This window comes from Microcoleus sp. Pol7_B2 (assembly GCF_036701035.1).
Classification (GTDB): domain Bacteria; phylum Cyanobacteriota; class Cyanobacteriia; order Cyanobacteriales; family Microcoleaceae; genus Microcoleus.
This window is the reverse complement of sequence record NZ_JAUBQB010000114.1, coordinates 1-13,745: the sequence shown is the minus strand read 5'-3', so window position 1 is coordinate 13,745 and position 13,745 is coordinate 1. Positions and strand designations below refer to the sequence as shown.

12 protein-coding genes are annotated in these 13,745 nt (G+C 44.7%); 5 read left to right on the top strand and 7 right to left on the bottom strand.

Annotated features, from left to right (window positions below; genetic code table 11):
• The first annotated feature begins 956 nt into the window (after positions 1 to 956).
• From QUA57_RS26585 to QUA57_RS26575, 3 genes are all read left to right on the top strand, one after another.
• Complete coding sequence (locus QUA57_RS26585) at positions 957 to 1,139, top strand: hypothetical protein (protein WP_333064720.1); 183 nt, start codon at positions 957 to 959, stop codon at positions 1,137 to 1,139.
• 153 nt (positions 1,140 to 1,292) lie between these two features.
• Positions 1,293 to 1,688 carry a cupin domain-containing protein gene (locus tag QUA57_RS26580; protein WP_333064719.1) on the top strand — a complete coding sequence of 132 codons (396 nt, stop codon included), beginning with the start codon at positions 1,293 to 1,295 and terminating at the stop codon, positions 1,686 to 1,688.
• 71 nt (positions 1,689 to 1,759) lie between these two features.
• The gene (locus tag QUA57_RS26575) at positions 1,760 to 2,395 is read left to right on the top strand and encodes a class I SAM-dependent methyltransferase (protein ID WP_333041460.1); all 636 of its coding nucleotides are present in this window, start codon (positions 1,760 to 1,762) and stop codon (positions 2,393 to 2,395) included.
• 379 nt (positions 2,396 to 2,774) lie between these two features.
• Here the strand turns inward: QUA57_RS26575 and QUA57_RS26570 are convergent, their stop codons facing one another.
• The 7 genes from QUA57_RS26570 to kdpA form a co-directional block, all read right to left on the bottom strand.
• A complete protein-coding gene (locus QUA57_RS26570) occupies positions 2,775 to 3,248 on the bottom strand; it encodes a hypothetical protein (RefSeq protein ID WP_333064718.1) in 474 nt (157 codons plus the stop codon).
• 238 nt (positions 3,249 to 3,486) lie between these two features.
• Entirely contained in the window at positions 3,487 to 4,755 is a 1,269-nt protein-coding gene (locus tag QUA57_RS26565; RefSeq protein WP_333064717.1) for a sodium:proton antiporter, read from the bottom strand.
• A gap of 170 nt (positions 4,756 to 4,925) precedes the next feature.
• The gene (locus QUA57_RS26560; RefSeq protein ID WP_333041457.1) at positions 4,926 to 6,065 is read right to left on the bottom strand and encodes a universal stress protein; all 1,140 of its coding nucleotides are present in this window, start codon (positions 6,063 to 6,065) and stop codon (positions 4,926 to 4,928) included.
• Positions 6,066 to 6,139: 74 nt separating this feature from the next.
• Positions 6,140 to 6,769, bottom strand: a complete 630-nt coding sequence (gene kdpC, locus QUA57_RS26555) for a K(+)-transporting ATPase subunit C (RefSeq protein ID WP_333064715.1) — start codon at positions 6,767 to 6,769, stop codon at positions 6,140 to 6,142.
• 41 nt (positions 6,770 to 6,810) lie between these two features.
• Positions 6,811 to 7,080 (bottom strand): K(+)-transporting ATPase subunit F, encoded by a 270-nt coding sequence (kdpF, locus tag QUA57_RS26550; protein WP_333064713.1) that lies wholly within the window; start codon positions 7,078 to 7,080, stop codon positions 6,811 to 6,813.
• Between the two features lie 157 nt (positions 7,081 to 7,237).
• Positions 7,238 to 9,331, bottom strand: coding sequence for a potassium-transporting ATPase subunit KdpB (gene kdpB / locus QUA57_RS26545; protein WP_333064712.1), 2,094 nt, complete (start codon positions 9,329 to 9,331; stop codon positions 7,238 to 7,240).
• Positions 9,332 to 9,401: 70 nt separating this feature from the next.
• Positions 9,402 to 11,162, bottom strand: a complete 1,761-nt coding sequence (gene kdpA / locus QUA57_RS26540; protein WP_333064710.1) for a potassium-transporting ATPase subunit KdpA — start codon at positions 11,160 to 11,162, stop codon at positions 9,402 to 9,404.
• A 667-nt stretch (positions 11,163 to 11,829) separates the two neighbouring features.
• Here kdpA and QUA57_RS26535 point away from each other — a divergent pair.
• Together QUA57_RS26535 and QUA57_RS26530 are read left to right on the top strand one after the other, a co-directional pair.
• Entirely contained in the window at positions 11,830 to 12,930 is a 1,101-nt protein-coding gene (locus QUA57_RS26535; protein WP_333064708.1) for a HAMP domain-containing sensor histidine kinase, read from the top strand.
• A complete protein-coding gene (locus QUA57_RS26530) occupies positions 12,927 to 13,619 on the top strand; it encodes a response regulator transcription factor (protein WP_333064707.1) in 693 nt (230 codons plus the stop codon). Before QUA57_RS26535 ends, QUA57_RS26530 begins: the two co-directional genes overlap by 4 nt.
• Positions 13,620 to 13,745 lie beyond the last annotated feature (126 nt).

The following is a 13,745-nucleotide window of genomic DNA, read 5'->3' as shown; positions in this document are numbered from 1 at the left end:
TTTTTCTAATTAACTATTTTTATCGATTTTATCATGATCTTACCTCTGTCTCACATTTATTTGAAATGACTATATAATAGATGAGACACTGAAGGACAATCATAAAAAATCCAGAGATAAATATCTAGAGATATTATTAATAATAATAGAGAAATACCCTCAACAATTAGGAGATATTTTTGTCATAGGGACAGCGCAGGAATTAGCAACATACTTAGACTTAGCCACAAAAATAAAATTAAGTGGAGGACAAGTTAGGAGGATATTAAAGCAAAAAAAGTATGTTTACCTCGCTCGCTAACTCTAGCCGATAATTCAAGAAAAATTACGACAAAAAAACAGCGTTTAAAATAAAAATAGGTGAAAATTTAAAATTAGAAAAAGAAACCCCCGAACTATAACAGGTAAGGTTTTGAGACGAGATTGGATTCACCTTAAGAGTCACTATAAGAAATAACGGGTGTAAAAAGGGCAGCGGAGAAAAGGTCAGAAGAGGCAGAAAAAAGCAGAGTTGATGTAATGGAAGGAGTGAGAAATTCAGATAAACAAAAGTCGGCAAAGTCCCTCAACCAAGGCAATTTATATAACTATTGTCCCGAATTAAAATTTTATAAATAGCTAATTGATAAATGGATATCAGCAGGAAATCCAGGCTCCATATTTGCTGATAAAGGAGCAAAAATAGTGATATTTTTGGATAATGCTCGTTTTCCTAATAAAGAAGATTAACTCAAACAAATTGAAACACAAATGCCTAATCTGTAGTGAGAATTCCTCCCCAAATATAGCCCCAACTATAACAGAATTGAATTAGTAGGGTATTGGACAAAAAAATATATAGCTAGTCCACTTTTTACATTAATTGAATAGCTAGAGTATTTATTGCGTATCCTCTTAAATGAAGGACCATTAATAATTAAATGGGGTCGTCGGAAAATCAAAAACAAGGGTAATGCTTGTATAACCGTTTAAATGTGCAACAGCTTATCATTAAAACCTACTATTCAGCTTTGATTCAAGTGCGATACTATTTACGGGATAGCGAAGGACTTTCTATTCGCAAGACAGGAGAAGTTCAGAGATATGTTCAGCAACAATTCGCTGTCAGTGCCGATCGCACTCGCCGGAAAATAGCATAAAATTTGAGGTATTTGCGAAGCTATCGCCGAAAAGTAGATTATGATGATGCAGTACCAGGATTATCCGGTATTGAATTAATAGCTATAGGAATTGACGCAAAAGTAAGATAGAATTTGAGTAGTTTGTAACCATAGGTTGGAGGGTTAAAATCTATGATTATAGATCCTAACAATGTGCCGCAGATTACGGCTTCCAAGTACCCTCGGCAATTCCAATCGGCAGTTTTGGGGAGAGCTAAAAAACGCTTGGCCGATGCTGCCGGATTGCAGAATTTTGGGGTGAATTTGGTGAGACTTTGGCCGGGAAGTTATTCTGCTCTCAGGCATTGGCACAGCCGGCAAGATGAGTTAATCTATGTTCAGGAAGGGGAAGTTACTCTAATTACAAGTTCGGGAGAGCAAAGGCTGAAACGGGGTATGGCGGCGGGTTTTCGGGCGGGTGATGCAGATGGGCATCATTTAGTCAACCGCTCGAATGTAGATGTGTTGCTCTCGAAATTGGCGATCGCACTGATGGTGATTCAGCCAATTATCCCGATGATGATTTAATTGCCAAAGCTAGCGATAATGGTTGGATTTTCACTCGCCAAAATGGCGAGGTTTATGAGAGTTAAAAATTTATGAGTCAAGTCAATCTTTGGAGTTCGGCGGAACACGCTTTATGGTATCTGGCTAAGGCTGATGGTATTCCTCACCGCACTGAAGGTGAAGCGGTTTTGTTGGAGGAAGTGCCGAAAAATGTTAAACGAATTCTGGATGTGGGCACGGGAGACGGGCGGTTGCTAGGTCTGCTTAAGTGCGATCGACCAAATGTTGAATGTGTGGCGATCGACTTTTCGCCAACAATGCTGGAAAAAGCCAGAATTCGCTTTGCTGATGACCCGAATGTCACGGTAATCGAACACAATTTTGATGAACCGCTACCGGATTTGGGCAAATTTGATGCGGTTGTTTCTAGTTTTGCGATTCATCACGTAGCAGACGATCGCAAACGTTCGCTTTACACTGAAATTTTCGAGCTTTTGGAACCGGGAGGCATTTTTGGCAATTTGGAGCACGTAGCGTCCGCAACTCCGGCTTTACACGAGAAATTTCGAGAGGCGCTGGGTATTAGCGATTCGCCAGACGATCCGTCTAATAAATTGCTTGATGTCGAAACGCAATTGCGCTGGTTTAGAGAAATTGGTTTTACCGATGCAGACTGTTATTGGAAGTGGCGCGAACTCGCTTTATTAGTTGGGGTCAAACCTTTTTAGCTGCGGGTAAGGACTGCATTCTCGTGTCCTTTTAAAATTGGAAATATTCACAATTAGTAAGGTGCGTCAGATTTTTAAACCCTCAATAATCGTTCTATAAATTCACCTGACGCACCCTACAACTTGATTTTAGTATGCCAGTTGCCTAAGTCCTGAATATAAAAGGTTGCTATCGTAGTAGAAGTTGAACGCCAACAGTTATGGTTATTTGAAAATAACCAACAAAGTATTGAGGAGAGAACAGGCAAACTCTTAACCCAAACGATACAGAAAGCAACCGTTTTTTCAGTAGCAAGCAAATTGAACCTCCAATTTACACTTTTAGTTAGTTGGGATGGAAGATATGGTCCGGTCGCTCGCACATTGGGATCTTAGCCAGTTATAGGGCTGTTTTAAGAGTTATTAACCAAACGATCGAATTAACAACAAACAAAAAGGTATAAAAAATATAGATTGATGGAACGCAGATAACTCTCCATAAAGAAGGCATTTTAATTGTTTTTAATGAGCCGAGCGGGTGAACAAGACCTTCCGGAATTGAGCGAGTATTAAAACTTTCATCTAAGGCGCTTTCATTATTCAAGAATTGGGTAATTGCATGGCCTCTTTGTATGTAATAAAATTGCACCTTCCAGTAGGTAGCTTCTAAAAACCAGAAACCAAAAATTATAACGTATCCTAGAGGAACCAACGCATCTATTTTGCTTGTAAAAACCCAACCAATCAACGCTACCCAAATGGTAATTGCCACAGTTTTTAATTGCATCAGAATCGTTGTGAAGTTAGCTATTTTTTTTTCTAGTTCCTCTGCTCCTTTTTGCAGCATGGCTAGCTGAAACTCAAATCTATCCATGTTTGATTGAGCGAACGTTTATATGAGAGTTATCCAAAAAATTATAATCTTCTTTTGTTTCGGTGTCGTTAGAGAACTTCGCCGGACGCACCCTACAAGTCAATTTTAGATTATATAGTAAGGTGCGTCAGCTCCCGAAATTCGCGATCGCCGTTAGAGAACTTCGCCGGACGCACCCTACAAGTTGTGTGGTGTGACGGTTGCGTCCAAGACTATTAAAGTCACGCACCTTACTGAATTAAATTAAATCTGGTACCTCAGGTTTGATTCGGCGCTCGTACCAGTTCATTAGCGGGGTGGAACTAATGCCGTGCAAAACCACAGAAAGTACGATGGTTGTAAAGGTAATCCACGCAATCTTTTCGGCGGTTTCGCCTTTCAAACCTTTACCCAAAGCATACGTAAGATAATAGATAGAACCGACACCACGAATGCCGAACCAACCGTAAAGCCAGCGGTTGGCGGGATGCAAAGGACTGCCGATCGTACTAATCCAAGCTCCCACAGGCCGGATTAAAAAAATTAACAATCCAGCTACTAAGAGGGAGTAACCTCCATAGGCCAACATAGGTTCTAGGCGTAAAAGTGAACCTAATAGTAAAATAGTTGCTACTTCCATTAACTTTTCTATGCGCTCGGTAAAGTGCAGTTGGGAAAGCGGCTTTTCTGGGTTTCTGTAACTCCCCTGCACCACAATTCCTGCTACAAAAACTGCGAGAAATCCGTAGCCATTGACTACTTCTGTGAGGGAATATGTGAGCAGAATTGTGCTGAGAGCAATGAAATCTTCCATTAATTGATCGGCCGGTCGATAGTGTTGGAGTTGGCGATCGATCCAGGTGACGGCTTTAGCTACTAAAATTCCCATAACGATACCTGCGGCGATCGCCCAAATCAAGTCAACTGCTACCCACTGTGAAAACCACTTCGACCAGTTGTTATCTTTTAGCGAATAAATGCCGAAATAAACAAAGGGAAAAGCTAAAGCATCGTTCAAACCGCCTTCCGATGTTAAACCAAAGCGCAATTCATCGCGATCGTCTAGATGAGCTAACTGGACTTCTGAGGCTAAAACTGGATCGGTGGGAGCGAGAATTGCTCCCAGTAAAATCGCCGGGCCCCAATCTAATTTCACAAACCAATGAGCGATAGCAGCTACTGCAAAAATAGAAATCGGCATTAAAAAACCGATCAGCCGCACTGTGGAATTCCAAGCCCAAAATTGCAGCGGGCGATTCATTTTTAAGCCACAACTGAACAGAGAAACAATAACTACAAATTCTGTAAGTCTTTCTAAAAATTCAGCTTCGGGACGCAAGTCAATCAGCTTGATGCCGTAGGGCCCTAATCCGATACCGACAATGAGATAAATTAAGGCATAAGATACAGGCAATCGCGAAATCCAGCCGGAACCCAAGGTAACGGTAAGCAGGAGGATGCCAATAACTAGCAACTTGAGAATGTAATCATCCACCATAGCGATCGCACTTTTTATCAGGTTCAACAAGGGCGATTTTCACACGTAAAAGCTTCTGGCGCATCCGTCGTCCGCTAGATTGAGTTCTCCTCCGAAAGTTGCAGTTTTTATGCAAAATGACCAACCATTCACAACTACTGACTGCTGACTGCTGGCTACTGACTAATGACTAATGACTACTGACTACTGACTACTGACTACTAACTTTTTTCGGTAGCGATGATGTGCAAATCTACGTGTTTGAGCGATCGCACTAACTGTTGAGTCAAAGAACCCCGCAGCAGCAATTTCCAGCGGGATTGCTGGCTTTCGCCGATCACAATTTGAGTAATGCGATACTGTTTAGCTACCTCGGAAATCGCTTTGGCTATATTATTGCCGTTTACCCGCAAAAATTGCCCCTTAAATTCTTGACAAAGTTTCTCACAAGTTTCAACGTGCAAGCTTTCTGCTTTTGTTAAAAATCGGTCTGGATCGTTGACAAACACAGCATAAAATGGGGCATTCATATAGCTAGCAATCCTCGCGCCCCGCCGCAGCAGTTGCAAAGAATTCGGATAAGTCGAGATGCACACTAAAACTCGTTCGTGAATGTTGCAAGATTGACCTTTTAAAGTTGCTGCATCGTCTTCCACATTGTCTGCGACTTCTCGCAGGGCGAGTTCTCGCAAAGCGATTAAATGGCGGCGCTGGAAAAAGTTTTCTAAAGATTGTTCAATTTTTTCGGGAGCATAAATTTTGCCTTCTAGCAACCTTTCTTCTAAAGTTTCCGGCGTGACATCGACAACGACTATTTCGTCAGCATCTTCGAGGACGCGATCGGGCACTCGCTCTCGCACTACAACTCCGGTAATGCGAGCTACTAAATCGTTGAGACTTTCTATGTGTTGAATGTTGAGGGTGGAGAAAACATCAATCCCAGCCTTGAGAATTTCTTCGACATCTTGATATCGTTTTTCTCGCAGAGAACCGGGAATGTTTGTATGAGCTAGTTCGTCTATCAAGGCTAATTGGGGGCGGCGTGCTATGACAGCTTCAGTATCCATTTCGGTGAGAATTTTTTCGCCGCGCAGCATTTGTTTTTTAGACACTATTTCTAGTCCCTCGCCTTTAGCTGCTGTCTCTTTTCGCCCGTGAGTTTCTAACAGTCCAATTACCACATCAATGCCTTCAGATTTCAGCCTGTGCCCTTCTTCTAGCATTCGGAAAGTTTTGCCGACACCGGGGGCCATGCCGATAAATATTTTGTGCTTTCCCCGGCGGAGGGTGCGATCGTAAGTGCGGTTCGGTTGGGCGTAAACCGCGTCTGGATTGTTTGTAAGTTCGCTAGAGTGAATCATAGCTGAGTAGTGGGTAGTTAGTCAATTTCGAGTCATCAGTCAGTTTATGACCGATGACTGCCGACTATTGTAAACTATTGTAAACCGTCGAGAGCCAAATTCAGTTTGAGGACGTTAACTCCCGGTTCGCCGAAAATGCCGAGAAATCTGCCATCTGTATTTTTGGCTACCAACATTTCTACTTGATTGAGATTGAGGGATCGCACCGTTGCTATCCGCTGAATTTGCGCCCTAGCTGCCTCTACGCTAAGGTGCGGATCGAGGCCAGAACCAGAGGTGTAGACTAAATCTGCAGTCGGTTGGATACCAGCTTTTTTGAGGCGATCTAATTCAAATTGCACCCCCTGAAAACCCTCTTTCTCATTACCTCGTTTCAGCAAATCCGAGTTACTGGGGGCCAGGTTGCTAGCTCCCGAAATGCCTGTTTTTTGAGTTAAATTTTCTCCCTTTGTGGGAGCGTAATTTTCGGTTGCAAAGCTGCTGTAATTTGTCGTGCTGGGGCGGCTCCAAAAATATCTTTCTGAGGAGAAAGGTTGGCCAATTAATGACGAGCCCACTATAACTCCTTGCTTGGTAATTAAGCTGCCGTTTGCCTGGGAGTTGAAGGCAATTTGACCGATTACTAGCAAGATTAAAGGGTAAATAATGGCTGTGATTCCCCATAAAACCAGGGTAACGCGAATGGCTCTAATTATTTCTCTCATAAATTACATGGCTCGGTTATTTGCTAAGGGTTAATTATTGACTAAAATCTTTCCGGCTGAAAGATGACTACAAACAGGTAAATAGAAAGGGCGATAATCACCAAACCCAGGAGACTTAAACCCCAGACAGCTTTTCGGGTCAAATCTTCACCCGCAGCCGCGTAAACAGCGGGGGCAATTATAGCATTGAAACACATTACCAGAAATAGCTGCACCGGGATTGGGTGGCGCTGCCAAAGCATTGGCCCTAACTCAATAATTTCTTGGAAATCTCTGGGAAAAATATCATTCAGCAAATCATTCCGTTTCATGAATTCTCCTTATTTTGGAAATAAATCTCTGTCTTTCTATTGGATGATTTTTTGTGGAAAATCGAGGTAGAGCCTCTGGAATTGCGTTCCCCGGCAGAGCCGGGGAACGAGATTAATCCCTGTATCCGTGTCAAAATCCGTATCGTGCTTTCCCGATCTATGCTAGCCCAACGGCGGTAATCAAAACATCAATAACTTTGATGGCGATAAACGGGGCAACTGCTCCGCCCAATCCGTAGATTAAAATATTCCGCTGCAAAAGTTGATTGGCGCTCAAAGGTCTAAACTTTACGCCAGTTAATGCTAGTGGAATCAAAGCGGGAATAATCAAAGCATTGTAAATTAATGCCGACAAAACTGCCGATTGACCGCTGGCTAAACCCATGATGTTTAAAGCGCCAACAGGGGCAAATATTGCCGGAATAATTGCAAAATATTTGGCAATATCGTTCGCTAGCGAAAACGTAGTCAGCGCGCCGCGAGTAATCAGCAATTGTTTGCCAATTGTCACTAAGTCAATTAGTTTGGTGGGGTCGGAATCTAAGTCCACCATGTTCGCTGCTTCCTTGGCTGCTTGGGTTCCAGAATTCATCGCGAGTCCTACGTTTGCCTGGGCTAGTGCGGGTGCGTCGTTGGTTCCGTCTCCAGTCATTGCGACTAATTTGCCTTCGGCTTGTTGTTTGCGAATTACGTCGATTTTGTCCTCGGGAGTTGCTTCGGCAATGAAGTCGTCAACGCCTGCTTCATCGGCAATTACTGATGCTGTAATTCGGTTATCTCCGGTGAGCATTATTGTGCGGATGCCCATTTTTCGCAGTTGGTCAAACCGATCGCGAATTCCCGGTTTGATGACATCTTTCAAATAGATAATGCCGTAGGTGTCGCTGCCTTGACAAACGCCTAGAGGTGTACCCCCAAGCCGCGAAACTCGCTCGTAAGCTGCATCCAGATCCGGCCCTTCATTGCCGCCTCGCGATCGCACAAAACCCTTCACCGCGTCCACCGCACCCTTGCGAACCTCCGTACCGTCGGGCAAATCCGTGCCAGACATCCGCGTTTTTGCGGAAAAATCAAGCCCCGTGGCGTTGGTGCGATCGAAATCCACCTGTGCGCCCAAATTCTGAGCCAAACGGACGATCGACTTTCCCTCTGGAGTATCGTCAAACAGGCTAGCAGCAAGGGCTACACTCGCAACCTCCTCCAGCGAGTGACCGTTTACGGGAATGAACTCCTCGGCTAAACGGTTCCCCAGCGTGATCGTCCCCGTTTTGTCCAAAATCAGCGTATTCACGTCGCCGCAAGCCTCCACGGCGCGTCCAGAGGTCGCTATCACGTTAAACTGAGCGACGCGATCCATCCCCGCAATGCCGATCGCGCTCAGCAAACCGCCGATCGTCGTCGGGATCAGCGCCACCAGCATCGAAATCAGCGTCACCACGCCCACGGGAGTTTTGACGTAATTGCCCATCGGCCCAATCGTCGATACCACAATCAAAAACACCAGAGTCAGCACCGCCAGCAGCACCGTCAGCGCGATTTCGTTCGGTGTTTTCGACCTTTCGGCCCCCTCCACCAGCGCGATCATCCTGTCCAAAAACCCTTTACCCGGGTCGGCCATCACCCGCAGCGTCAGTTCATCAGAGAGGATGCGCGTACCGCCGGTGACGGAACTGGCGATGTCCGAACCCGGTTCCTTGAGCACCGGCGCGGATTCGCCAGTGATCGCAGATTCATCCACCGACGCGACGCCTGCTATTACTTCGCCGTCGGAAGGAATGACATCGCCTGCGATCACTTTAATTTGGTCGCCGCGTCTCAGGGATGTCGAACTAACTTCTTGAATTGAACCGTCTGGTAAGAGTTTGCGGGCTGTTGTGTCGGCTTTGGTCGATCGCAGGGCATCTGCTTGCGCTTTGCCACGCCCTTCTGCTACCGCTTCAGCAAAATTAGCAAATACTAAAGTGAAGAACAAAATAAACGTGACTAAACCGTTAAAAACTCTCTGATTTTCGCCGGCAACCGGGCCAAACAACGTCGGATCGATCGTTAAAAGTGCAGTCACAATTGTGCCTATCCACACCACAAACATCACCGGATTTTTTAGCATCACCCGCGGGTTTAGCTTGACAAAAGCTTCTTTAAAAGCTCTTTGATAAAGGCCTTTTGTATTTGCTTTCGGCGTGTGCTTGCGAGACTCGCGAGAGCCTCTAGCAGGTTTTTTTGGGGAATCAGGAGTATTGGAAGAAGCCATATCGATTGGGAATTTTTAATGAACCACAGAGAACACAGAGAAAGAGAAGAGTGAGGTTGATAACTTTTTGCTACCGAGGTGGAGGAGTTGGTGTTGCTAAAGGTGTTGTGGGTGTAGTTATCGATGCAGGTTCAAACTTGCCGCTGCTAATTTCATATCCTTCGGCAATTGGCCCTAAAGCTAGGACTGGAAAAAATGTCAGCGCGCCCAGAATTATGATTACTCCTGCGGTTACACTGGTGAACAAAACTGAATCGGTTCTGAGAGTGCCCGTTGTTTCGGGAACCAGTTGTTTGTTCGTCATGCTGTCAGCTAAAAGCAGCAGGGCAATAATTGGAACGTAGCGCCCCAAAAGGAGGCTAAAACAGGTGCTTAAATTCCACCAAAGTCCTGTCGGTGCGGGTTGAGAGTCAGCCAATCCTTCTAAGCCAGAACCGTTGTTAGACGCCGCCGAAGCGTATTCGTACATTACCTGGGAAATGCCGTGAAATCCCGGGTTGCTGATGCCGCTCAAACTGTCGGTAAAGGCGAGGGTAATTGCACCGGGGATTAAAACTGCGATCGGGTGAATTAACAAAACAACGCTGGCTAAAACAATTTCCCGTTTTTCAATTTTACGTCCCAAAAATTCCGGCGTTCTCCCCACCATCAATCCGGTGAGGAATACGCTCAAAATTGAGTAAATAAACAAGTAAGCCGTTCCCGTTCCTTGTCCGCCCCAAACGATTTGCAGAAACAAATTAAACAGAGTAGCAAAACCACCGGGAGGCATTAAAGAATCGTGCATCCCGTTGACAGCGCCGCACATTGTCCCAGTCGTAGTGACCGCCCACAGTGCAGTCTCTGCCCAGCCAAATCTCACTTCTTTGCCTTCTAAATTTGGTTGTTGCGCGCCCAATAAATTATTAATTTGAGGGTTGCCGCCGTACTCGCCAAATGCTGCAATGCCAATCAAGACAACGTAGATGGCAAACACCATCCAAAAAATCAGCCATCCCTGCTTTTTGTTGTTGGCAAATCTGCCGTAGGTGTGAATAATAGCTGCTGGTATAGAAACCATTGCTAGCGTTTCCAACAGGTTGGTAAAAGGGTTGGGATTTTCAAAAGGGTGAGCCGAGTTCATGGCAAAAAATCCGCCGCCATTTTCTCCGAGTTGTTTAATACTTTCCAAGTGAGCTACTGGGCCGCGAGCAATTACTTGGGTGCCGCCTTCTAAGGTACGGGCAACTGCCGGCCCTGCGAGGGTCTCCGGCACTCCTGAAATTAGCAACAGTAAGGCAATTATTAAAGAAAGAGGTAGCAGAATCCTGGTGATTGATTGAATTAAATCGATGTAAAAGTTGCCCAGCGGGCGGCCGGTTAATCCCCGAATAAAGGCAATCCCTACCGCTAAACCGGTAGCGGCTGAGGTAAACATTAAAAAACCCAGAGTTAAGTGGGATAAGTAACTGAAGGTTGTCTCGCCGGAGTAATGCTGTTGGTCGGTATTTGTGAGGAATGAAATAGTTGTGTGCAGCGCAGTATCCCAGGTTGGGGTACTTAGGCTGGTGGGATTTAAAGGCAGCACTCCCTGAAGCATGAAAATAAAAAAAACAAATATGCCCATTGCTGCATTGCTGTAGAGTAAAGAGCGGGCATATTGCCAACCAGTCATGGAATCTACAGACCGGATGTTGCTGGCTTTATAGATGAGTTGTTCTAGGGGTTTAATAGCGGGATCGAGAAGGGTTTTTTCTCCCATGTACACCCGCGCCATGTAGCTGCCGAAGACAGGCGCGATTGCTATTAAAATGATTAGGGTTAATGCGATTTGAAGTAATCCTTGCTGCATAACTGAGCCAATTTTTTATCGTTGGGTAAAGGGGTTTTGCCGATCGCCAAATGGGTTAGGTGGGAGGTTCCAAAAACCGGGCGAGCTTTTTTTGCAGCTCACTTTCAGTTTGGGGGCGAGCGCCCAATTCAATGCTGCTAAGATGCAATCTCCCCAGCCAGAGGGATTAACGCCATCATCGGGTTTTTGCTGGCGAGAATTCCTTGTTTTTATTTTGCTAATCCCATGCTTTGACAGCGATCGAGCAATTGTATAGCATTTAAGAGTGCGCCACCATAACTATTGTTAATTTGGATGAAACTGAACTCGCTTTGATTAGACAAAGTTCATCTGTCAGTTCTGTAAGCCCAAAAAGGCTATCTACTTTTACTGATTACTATACTCACTGTTAGAAAATTGGATAATCAGCTTTCAGGTATAAATTGCTGTTTGCACATTAGGCTTATTTGCTCTATATTTCTCAGAATATATAAATATTTAAATCGGGTTAACTGTCTATACTTCGAGATATATATGTTCGCTAAACGCGAGGCTTTTGCGCGAGAATAGGTGAAAAAAATCCCAACAAATAACTATGCTAAGGTAGTAGGTAACAAGGAGTAGGTAAAAGGGAGTAGATAGAAGGAAAAAAACTGTGAATATAAAATATAAAATGGATTGATTGAGGATGTTTAAAAGTTTATCGGGTATCCCAAAAAACCTGGCTATTCAAGAGAAGTATTTCCGGGCGAGGTGGTTGATCGCAATTTTATTTGCGATTGTTGCACTGCTGGAATTTACTACGCCGCCGCAGTATCTGTTTGGGTATTTGTATACGGGCCCGATTTTACTGGCCAATTCGCGATTGAGTCGGTTGGGTAAGTTGCAAATTACGCTAGTAGCGGCAGCTTTGACGCTGTTAGATTTGTTTGTTCCTCATGGAGAAGCGATCGCCCTAGCCACTGTCGCAAATAGATCGATCGCAGTCATGGCTTTAGGGGTGACGGGATATTTGAGCGATCGCAACCACCAGTACCAAGAAGCGATCGCGATCGCTAAAGCTGAGTTGCAGTCGCAGCAGCAGCTAGCAAGCATCCGAGAAGATTTTGTCTCTACTTTGAGTCACGACTTAAAAACGCCGATGCTGGGGGCGATCGAAACAATTAAAGCTTTTCAGTCAGCAAAATTTGGGAATGTCACCGCCAGTCAGCAAAAAGTTCTCGAAACAATGGCGCGATCGCACAAAATGTCACTACAATTAGTAGAAACGCTGCTAGATGTTTACCGCAACGATGCCGAAGGTTTAAAACTGCAACTTGCGCCCGTAAATTTAGTAGCTTTGGCCGAAGAAGTAATCGCAACTCTCACCCATTTATCTGCGGCGCGCCGGGTTTACATTAGTATGAGTTACGGAGACTCAGATTTCCGTCGCTCTTTGTGGGTAAATGGCGATGCGGTGCAACTCCAGCGCGTTTTTGTGAATTTGCTAACAAACGGCATCAACCATTCTCCTCGCGGTGGCAAAGTAGAAATAATCATGGAATATTATTCGAGTTATCAGGTGGTGAAAGTTATCGATAGCGGGTTGGGAATTACCGCCGATGAACTGCCCCACTTGTTTGAGCGTTTTTATCAAGGACACAGCGATCGCCAAGCCAAAGGATCGGGATTGGGGTTATACTTATCTCGCCAAATTATTGACGCCCACGGCGGTATAATTTGGGCAGAAAATAAATTGCCTCTAGGCGCTTTGTTTGGATTCCGACTCCCTGCTATCCCAGAGAAATGAAACCAGTTTATCCCTTGCGAATTCTCTTAGTTGAAGACGACGAACTGTTTCGGTTGGGACTGCAAACCAGGTTGCAGCAAGAAAGTTGCTTACAAGTAATTGCCGAGGCCGAAGATGGCGAAACGGCAGTAGAATTGACTCAGGAACACTTGCCCGATGTGGTGGTTCTCGATGTCGGTTTGCCTGGAATTGGGGGCATTGAAGCGTGCCGCCAAATTAAACAGCGGCATTCAGCAATTCCAGTTTTGATTTTAACATCTCATTCGCAAAAATCTTTAATTGAAAGATTGATGGCAGCGGGTGCTCAGGGATATTGCCTTAAGGGAATTGCGGCGGAAACTTTGGTTTTGGCAATTCGATCGGTGGCGGCGGGTGCTTCGTGGTGGGATCAGGTCGCGACTGCGGAAATTCGGGCGGTTTTTGCTAATCCCGAACCTGTGAAAAAAGGGTTGAAATCGGAATTTTTAGAGAATCCGCTGACGAAGCGAGAACAGGAAATATTAGCTTTAGTTGCGGGGGGAAAAAGCAATCAGGAAATTGCTCAAATATTGTACATTGCTCCGGGTACAGTGCGAGTTCACGTGCACGCCATTTTGCAAAAGTTAGAAGTGCGCGATCGCACTCAAGCAGCAGTGCTCGCTATTCAGAAAGGATTGGTAGCAGAAGAACTTTTGGCGATCGAACCCTAGAACAGCGAGTTTTGTACTGGAATTGTCGGTTTTTGAAATGAATTACTTGCTTATAGTCATTTCAAATAAATGTGAGACAGAGGTAAGATCATGATAAAATCGATAAAAATAGTTAATTAGAAAAAA

Bases quoted from the DNA above. Each gene is read 5' to 3' on its own strand.
- kdpF (WP_333064713.1), bottom strand. From the start codon at position 7,080: ATGAAACGGAATGATTTGCTGAATGATATTTTTCCCAGAGATTTCCAA.
- kdpB (WP_333064712.1), bottom strand. From the start codon at position 9,331: ATGGCTTCTTCCAATACTCCTGATTCCCCAAAAAAACCTGCTAGAGGC.
- QUA57_RS26560 (WP_333041457.1), bottom strand. From the start codon at position 6,065: ATGATTCACTCTAGCGAACTTACAAACAATCCAGACGCGGTTTACGCC.
- QUA57_RS26570 (WP_333064718.1), bottom strand. From the start codon at position 3,248: ATGGATAGATTTGAGTTTCAGCTAGCCATGCTGCAAAAAGGAGCAGAG.
- QUA57_RS26580 (WP_333064719.1), top strand. From the start codon at position 1,293: ATGATTATAGATCCTAACAATGTGCCGCAGATTACGGCTTCCAAGTAC.
- QUA57_RS26535 (WP_333064708.1), top strand. From the start codon at position 11,830: ATGTTTAAAAGTTTATCGGGTATCCCAAAAAACCTGGCTATTCAAGAG.
- kdpA (WP_333064710.1), bottom strand. From the start codon at position 11,162: ATGCAGCAAGGATTACTTCAAATCGCATTAACCCTAATCATTTTAATA.
- QUA57_RS26575 (WP_333041460.1), top strand. From the start codon at position 1,760: ATGAGTCAAGTCAATCTTTGGAGTTCGGCGGAACACGCTTTATGGTAT.
- QUA57_RS26530 (WP_333064707.1), top strand. From the start codon at position 12,927: ATGAAACCAGTTTATCCCTTGCGAATTCTCTTAGTTGAAGACGACGAA.
- kdpC (WP_333064715.1), bottom strand. From the start codon at position 6,769: ATGAGAGAAATAATTAGAGCCATTCGCGTTACCCTGGTTTTATGGGGA.